Origin of the sequence: Methylobacter sp. BlB1, from assembly GCF_015476545.1 — a bacterium.
Lineage (GTDB): Bacteria > Pseudomonadota > Gammaproteobacteria > Methylococcales > Methylomonadaceae > Methylobacter.
In genome coordinates this window covers 22,813-29,345 of sequence record NZ_JADMKV010000056.1, presented here as the reverse complement: position 1 = coordinate 29,345, position 6,533 = coordinate 22,813, and the positions used below count along the sequence as shown (strand labels likewise).

The following is a 6,533-nucleotide window of genomic DNA, read 5'->3' as shown; positions in this document are numbered from 1 at the left end:
CCCGACCCTCGCCTTGTAAGGGCGATGCTCTCCCAGCTGAGCTAAGCACCCGACTAAAGAAGCACTAGTTTACAGCATCTTTTAAAGATTTACCAGCTTTAAATGAAGGAATTTTCGCAGATTTAATTGTAATCTCTTCGCCTGTTTGCGGATTACGGCCTTTGCGCTCTGCTCTCTCCTTTACAGAGTATGTACCAAAACCAACTAAAGCAACAGAATCACCTTTACTCAAAGCAGCCGTAACTGCACTAATGAAACCATCTAAAGCACGTCCAGCGTCCGCTTTTGTCAATTCAGAAGACTCTGCAATAGCATCGATTAGTTCTGATTTATTCATCATTCCCCCTTAGGAAGTATTTTTTAAATTGTATTCTGCACAACCAGTGTATGATTCTTATGTGCGATTCCTGGCCACATAAGAAAGCTTGGTATTTATATCAATAGCTCTTAGGCAGTGTCAAGCACTAAAGCCCCCCGAGCCCATGATTTTTGCGGTTTTGCCGAATTCAAACAAAACCGCAAACTTTTCTAGTGAGCAGTAACAAGACCCTGTTTTTTTAGCTTACCTTCACTTTTAGCCTTTTCTTCGACTTCTTTCTTGTCGCTTGGCTTCGGCATATATTGCAACGCCACTTCAAGCACCTCATCTATCCAGTGGACGGGCTTGATATCCAGGTTTTGCTTTATATTTTCAGGAATTTCGACCAGGTCTTTTTCATTTTCCGCAGGAATGACAACTGTTGTTATGCCTCCGCGATGAGCAGCCAATAGTTTTTCTTTCAGCCCGCCAATCGGCAATACCTCGCCTCGCAGCGTAATCTCACCGGTCATGGCCACACTTGCCTTTACAGGTATTTTAGTCAGTGCCGAAATGATGGCCGTACACATGCCGATACCAGCACTGGGCCCGTCTTTTGGCGTAGCGCCTTCAGGCACATGAATATGGATATCATTTTTCTGAAACACCTCATGGTCTATTCCCAGGATTTCAGAGCGGCTTCTTACCACGGTCATCGCCGCCTCAATCGATTCCTTCATGACGTCGCCCAGTTTGCCTGTGGCGGAGTGTTTGCCCTTTCCGGGAATAACGGCTGTTTCAATCATTAACAGTTCGCCGCCGACTTCCGTCCAGGCCAGGCCGGTCACTTGTCCAACCTGATCCTGTTCCTCTGCAAGCCCGTAATGGAACCGTTTAACGCCGAGATATTTATCCAGGTTCTCAGAAGTAACTTCAACTTTGTCCTTGCTCGGTTTCAGCAGCAGGTCTTTGACCACTTTACGGCAGATTTTCGAGATTTCCCGCTCAAGGCTGCGAACACCAGCCTCTCGCGTATAGTAGCGGATAATATCTCTGACCGCTGTTTCTGCAATTTCGATTTCCTGTTCTTTCAACCCGTTATTTTTGATCTGCTTCGGGATCAGATAGCGGCATGCGATGTTAATCTTTTCATCTTCAGTGTAGCCGGCAAGACGTATAACCTCCATCCTGTCCAGCAAGGCCGGCGGAATATTCATCGTATTGGCTGTCGCAACAAACATCACATCGGACAGATCAAAATCCACCTCCAGATAATGGTCCGAGAACGTATGATTCTGCGCGGGATCCAGCACTTCCAATAATGCCGAAGCCGGATCGCCTCGGAAATCGGCTGCCATTTTGTCGATCTCATCAAGTAAAAACATAGGATTGCGTGTTTTCACCTTAGCCAGATTCTGCAAAATCTTGCCCGGCATAGAGCCTATATAAGTTCGACGATGCCCGCGAATCTCCGCTTCGTCCCGCACACCGCCCAAAGCCATCCGCACATATTTACGATTGGTAGCGCGAGCGATGGACTCGCCTAATGAGGTTTTACCTACGCCTGGAGGGCCGACCAGGCACAAAATAGGTCCTTTGAGCTGCTGCACTCGCTGTTGCACAGCCAGATATTCGAGAATGCGCTCCTTGACCTTCTCCAAACCATAATGCTCTGTTTCCAGAACTTGCTCAGCCAGCTTCAGATCATGCCGCACCTTGGTTTTTTTCTTCCAGGGCATACTGACCATCCAGTCAATATAATTACGCACGACAGTGGCCTCGGCAGACATCGGCGACATTAATTTAAGTTTGTTAAGCTCTGCCTCAGCCTTTGCCTTGGCCTCTTTAGTCATGCCGGCACTTTCGATTTTCTTTTCAAGCTCTTCAATCTCATTGGCAACATCTTCCATTTCGCCAAGTTCTTTTTGAATCGCCTTCATTTGCTCATTCAGGTAATATTCCTTTTGATTCTTCTCCATTTGCTGCTTAACACGCCCCCGGATTCTTTTTTCCATTTCCAGCAGGTCAACCTCGCCTTCCATCTGAGTCATCAGATTTTCCAGCCGTTTCGCAATATCCGCGGTTTCCAGAATCGCCTGTTTTTCATTGACTTTTAGCGTCATGTGGGCGGCCATGGTATCGGCAAGGCGGCTTGGGTCATCAATACCGGCGAGCGAATTCATGACTTCCGGCGGAATCTTGTTATTCAGTTTGACGTATTGATCAAACGAACTGATGACTGTCCGCTGCAGCACCTCTTGCTCCCGTTCGGATATATCTAAAACATCGTCGATCTTTACTACAGAGGCGGAAAAAAAACTGTCCGTTTCTTTATAGTATGAAACTTTGCTGCGTTGACTTCCTTCGACCAGCACCTTAACAGTGCCATCAGGCAATTTTAGCAATTGCAGAATATTGGCCAAAGTACCGACCTGATAAAGATCAGTAAAATCCGGCTCGTCAATTTCAGCTTCTTTCTGGGCAACCAACAAGACCTGCTTGTTATCCTTCATAGCCGCATCCAAAGCGTCAATAGATTTTTCCCTGCCGACAAATAAAGGGATCACCATATGCGGATAAACCACGACGTCCCTGAGCGGCAAAACCGGAATCAAAACATCTGTTTGTTGTATCTCTGTCATTTTGTGCGTTTCCATAACTGGAACCTTTAGCAATTTTTGAAAAAAAGATATGGGGCCGATAAATAAAATAGCAAGAGCTAAAACCATAAAACACAGCCTTTAGCTTGGCTATAGCGCAAAAAAAAGGGAGCTAAAAAAATAAAGCTCCCTTTTTTTCTGTCCCGAATAAATTCTAAGATTCGGCCGAGGCCTTTTTCTTTTCCGCTTCGTAAACCAGAAGAGGTTCAGACTCACCTAGAATAACACTTTCATCAATAACCACCTTGCAGATATTTTCCGACGATGGCAATTCATACATAGTATCCAACAGAACACTTTCAACGATAGTCCTTAAACCGCGGGCACCGGTTTTTCTTTCCATGGATTTACGGGCAATGGCGATCAAAGAGTCTTCTCTAAACTCCAGTTCAGCACCTTCCATTTCAAACAAATGCTTGTATTGCTTGATCAGTGCGTTTTTGGGCTCCGTTAATATTTGGACCAAGGCCTGCTCATCGAGTTCTTCTAAAGTGGCAATTACCGGAAGACGACCGACAAATTCCGGAATCAATCCGTATTTAATCAAATCTTCGGACTCAACCTCAGCAAAAAGCTGCCCGACATTTTTAGTCTCATCTTTGGCTTTTACCTCTGCCGAGAAACCTATGCCGCCTTTTTCCGAACGATCTTTAATAATACGGTCCAGTCCGGCAAATGCGCCACCGACAATAAACAAAATATTGGCGGTATTGACCTGCAAAAATTCCTGTTGCGGATGTTTACGGCCGCCTTGAGGAGGCACTGAAGCAATAGTGCCTTCGATCAATTTCAGCAGCGCCTGCTGTACGCCTTCACCGGAAACGTCGCGCGTTATTGACGGATTATCAGACTTTCTGGAGATTTTATCGATTTCATCGATATAGACAATGCCGGTTTCAGCCTTTTCTACATCATAGTCACATTTCTGCAGAATCTTCTGAATGATATTTTCTACGTCCTCTCCTACATAGCCGGCTTCTGTGAGCGTAGTGGCATCAGCAATAGTAAACGGCACATCCAGCAAGCGTGCTAATGTTTCAGCCAGCAGCGTTTTCCCTGAACCAGTCGGACCGATCAATAAAATATTACTTTTAGCTAGCTCGACGCCATCCTTTTTCGATTTGCTGCGTAAGCGCTTGTAATGATTGTAGACGGCGACAGCCAAAATCTTTTTCGCACTTTCCTGCCCGATAACATATTCATCGAGTTCTGCTTTGATCTCTTTCGGCTTAGGCAATTCACCGCCGAAAGAAGAAGAGTCGTCTTGCAATTCGTCTCTTATGATGTCATTACAAAGCTCTACGCATTCGTCGCATACATAAACTGACGGCCCTGCAATAAGCTTCCTGACTTCATGCTGACTTTTACCGCAAAAAGAACAATAAAGCAGTTTATCGTCGTCTTTGCTGTTTTTGTCATTACTCATAAATTGACTCCTGCAAACATCCAGAAACTGATGCTTTTTTTGCTTTTGATGAAGCAAAGAATATATCTAAATACAAAAAAAATACCAACCCTTATTTATCAGAACCGATTGCGCGATTTGTTAACACCTTATCAATGAGCCCATAGCTGACCGCATCATTAGCGCTCAAAAAGTTATCCCTATCCGTATCCAAACGGATCTTTTCTATCGGCTGCCCCGTGTGGCCGGACAAGATATTGTTCAGCTTTTCTCTGATTGCCAGGATCTCTCTGGCATGGATATCAATATCAGAGGCCTGCCCCTGAAAACCGCCTAGCGGCTGGTGAATCATCATTCGCGAATGAGGCAGGCAATACCGTTTGCCTTTAGCGCCGCCGGCCAGAAGCAAAGCCCCCATACTGGCGGCCTGTCCAATGCACATAGTACTGACATCAGGCTTGATAAACTGCATCGTATCGTAAATCGACATCCCGGCGGTTACTGAGCCGCCGGGCGAATTGATGTATAAATGAATATCCTTGTCAGGATTTTCTGATTCCAGAAAAAGCAACTGGGCGACAACCAGATTGGCCATGTAATCTTCCACTTGACCAACCAGAAATATAACGCGCTCTTTTAATAGTCTTGAATAAATATCAAAGGAGCGCTCACCTCTAGCAGTCTGTTCAACAACTATAGGAACTAATCCACCCGCAGCCTCGGGAGCCATTGCTTGATTCATTTTATACATTCGATACCTTACCTTTGCTGTTGATTCATTACATCGTCAAATTTCATCGGCTCGTCAGATACTTTTGCCTGGGCAACCAGCCATTCAACGGTCTGATCTTCCAGCACCATTTGTCTGACATCATCCAGTCGGCTTTCATCTGCATAATACCATTTAACCACATCTTCAGGGCGTTCGTAACTTCTTGCCATATTTTCAATAGCAGACCTTACTTTATCCGCATCAATTTTGATATCGTTTTTCTGGATGATTTCGCCCAAGATCAATCCCAAAGCCACGCGACGTCTGGCCTGTTCTTCAAATGCGTCTCTCGGCAACTTCAGATCGTCCAGCTTCATTTTCTGCCGTTTAGCGGTCTCTATATAAGGCTTCATCATACTTTCGACTTCCTGGTCGACCAGCGTGTTCGGAACAGTAATCTGAATCTTCTCATACAAAGCATCCATGACGGCATTTTTCAGCTTGCCGCGTAATGCCTGCTCAAGCTCTCTTTCCATATTGTTTCTGACGTCTTCACGAAAAGACTCTGCAGAACCATCTTCAATACCGTAGGCCTTCACGAAAGCCTCATCAATTTCAGGCAATACCGGTTCTTCAACAGCACTCACTTCAACTTCAAACTGAGCTGCTTTGCCGGATAATTTTTCATTGCCGTATTGCTCTGGAAAAGATACCTCAAATGTTTTGTTAGCGCCCGCTTCAAGACCGATCAGGTTGTCTTCAAAGCCTGGAATCATCTGTTTCGCGCCAATTTCAACCGGATAGTTTTCTACCTTGCCGTTAGTAAAATTCTCACCGTCGGCAGTGCCTGAAAAACTAATTGTTATACGGTCATGTTCCTGCGATGCGCGTTCTACCTTATTCCAGGTCTTTCTCTGCGCTTTCAGTTTTTCAATCATGTCGTCGACATCGGCTTCAGCGACGGTAGCGACAGGGCGTTTTACCTCGATTTGATTCACGCCTTCCAGCGATATTTCAGGATAGACTTCAAATTCGGCAGTATATTTAAATCCTTCCGCTTCGTCTAACGGATGAATATGCGGATGGCCGGCAGGTCTTAAATTTTGATCCTGCAATGCCTCAAAATAAGTAGATTGAATCAGGTCGCCGGCAACTTCGCCGCGAACCCTATCGCCAAACATCTTTTTAACTACATGCTGAGGCACTTTACCCGGACGAAAGCCATCGACTTTAACTTCGCGCGCCAACGACTTCAAACGCGCCGCCATTTTTTCCTGGACAACTTCTTCAGGCACGCTAACAGTCATTTTTCTGCTTAATTCTGATGTCTTTTCGACAGAAACTTGCATTTCTTTACCTCAACAATATTATGGATAGAATTTTTTATATTAGGATACCGGAAACGGCTCAAGGATTTGAAAAATTAACGATTGGCATCGTTAATTTTGTATGTAACTA

The 6,533-nt window shown here is 45.1% G+C and carries 5 protein-coding genes; all 5 read right to left on the bottom strand.

The window, feature by feature from the left end; all coding sequences use genetic code 11:
- Nucleotides 1–64 precede the first annotated feature (64 nt).
- Nucleotides 65–337, bottom strand: coding sequence for an HU family DNA-binding protein (locus IT781_RS17285; protein ID WP_020160249.1), 273 nt, complete (start codon nucleotides 335–337; stop codon nucleotides 65–67).
- 191 nt (nucleotides 338–528) lie between these two features.
- Nucleotides 529–2,940 (bottom strand): endopeptidase La, encoded by a 2,412-nt coding sequence (gene lon / locus IT781_RS17280; RefSeq protein WP_305076262.1) that lies wholly within the window; start codon nucleotides 2,938–2,940, stop codon nucleotides 529–531.
- Between the two features lie 172 nt (nucleotides 2,941–3,112).
- Nucleotides 3,113–4,384 carry an ATP-dependent Clp protease ATP-binding subunit ClpX gene (gene clpX, locus IT781_RS17275; RefSeq protein WP_194971426.1) on the bottom strand — a complete coding sequence of 424 codons (1,272 nt, stop codon included), beginning with the start codon at nucleotides 4,382–4,384 and terminating at the stop codon, nucleotides 3,113–3,115.
- Nucleotides 4,385–4,475: 91 nt separating this feature from the next.
- Complete coding sequence (gene clpP, locus IT781_RS17270) at nucleotides 4,476–5,114, bottom strand: ATP-dependent Clp endopeptidase proteolytic subunit ClpP (RefSeq protein ID WP_228779241.1); 639 nt, start codon at nucleotides 5,112–5,114, stop codon at nucleotides 4,476–4,478.
- An 8-nt stretch (nucleotides 5,115–5,122) separates the two neighbouring features.
- Complete coding sequence (gene tig, locus IT781_RS17265; RefSeq protein ID WP_194971425.1) at nucleotides 5,123–6,424, bottom strand: trigger factor; 1,302 nt, start codon at nucleotides 6,422–6,424, stop codon at nucleotides 5,123–5,125.
- Nucleotides 6,425–6,533: the final 109 nt, after the last annotated feature.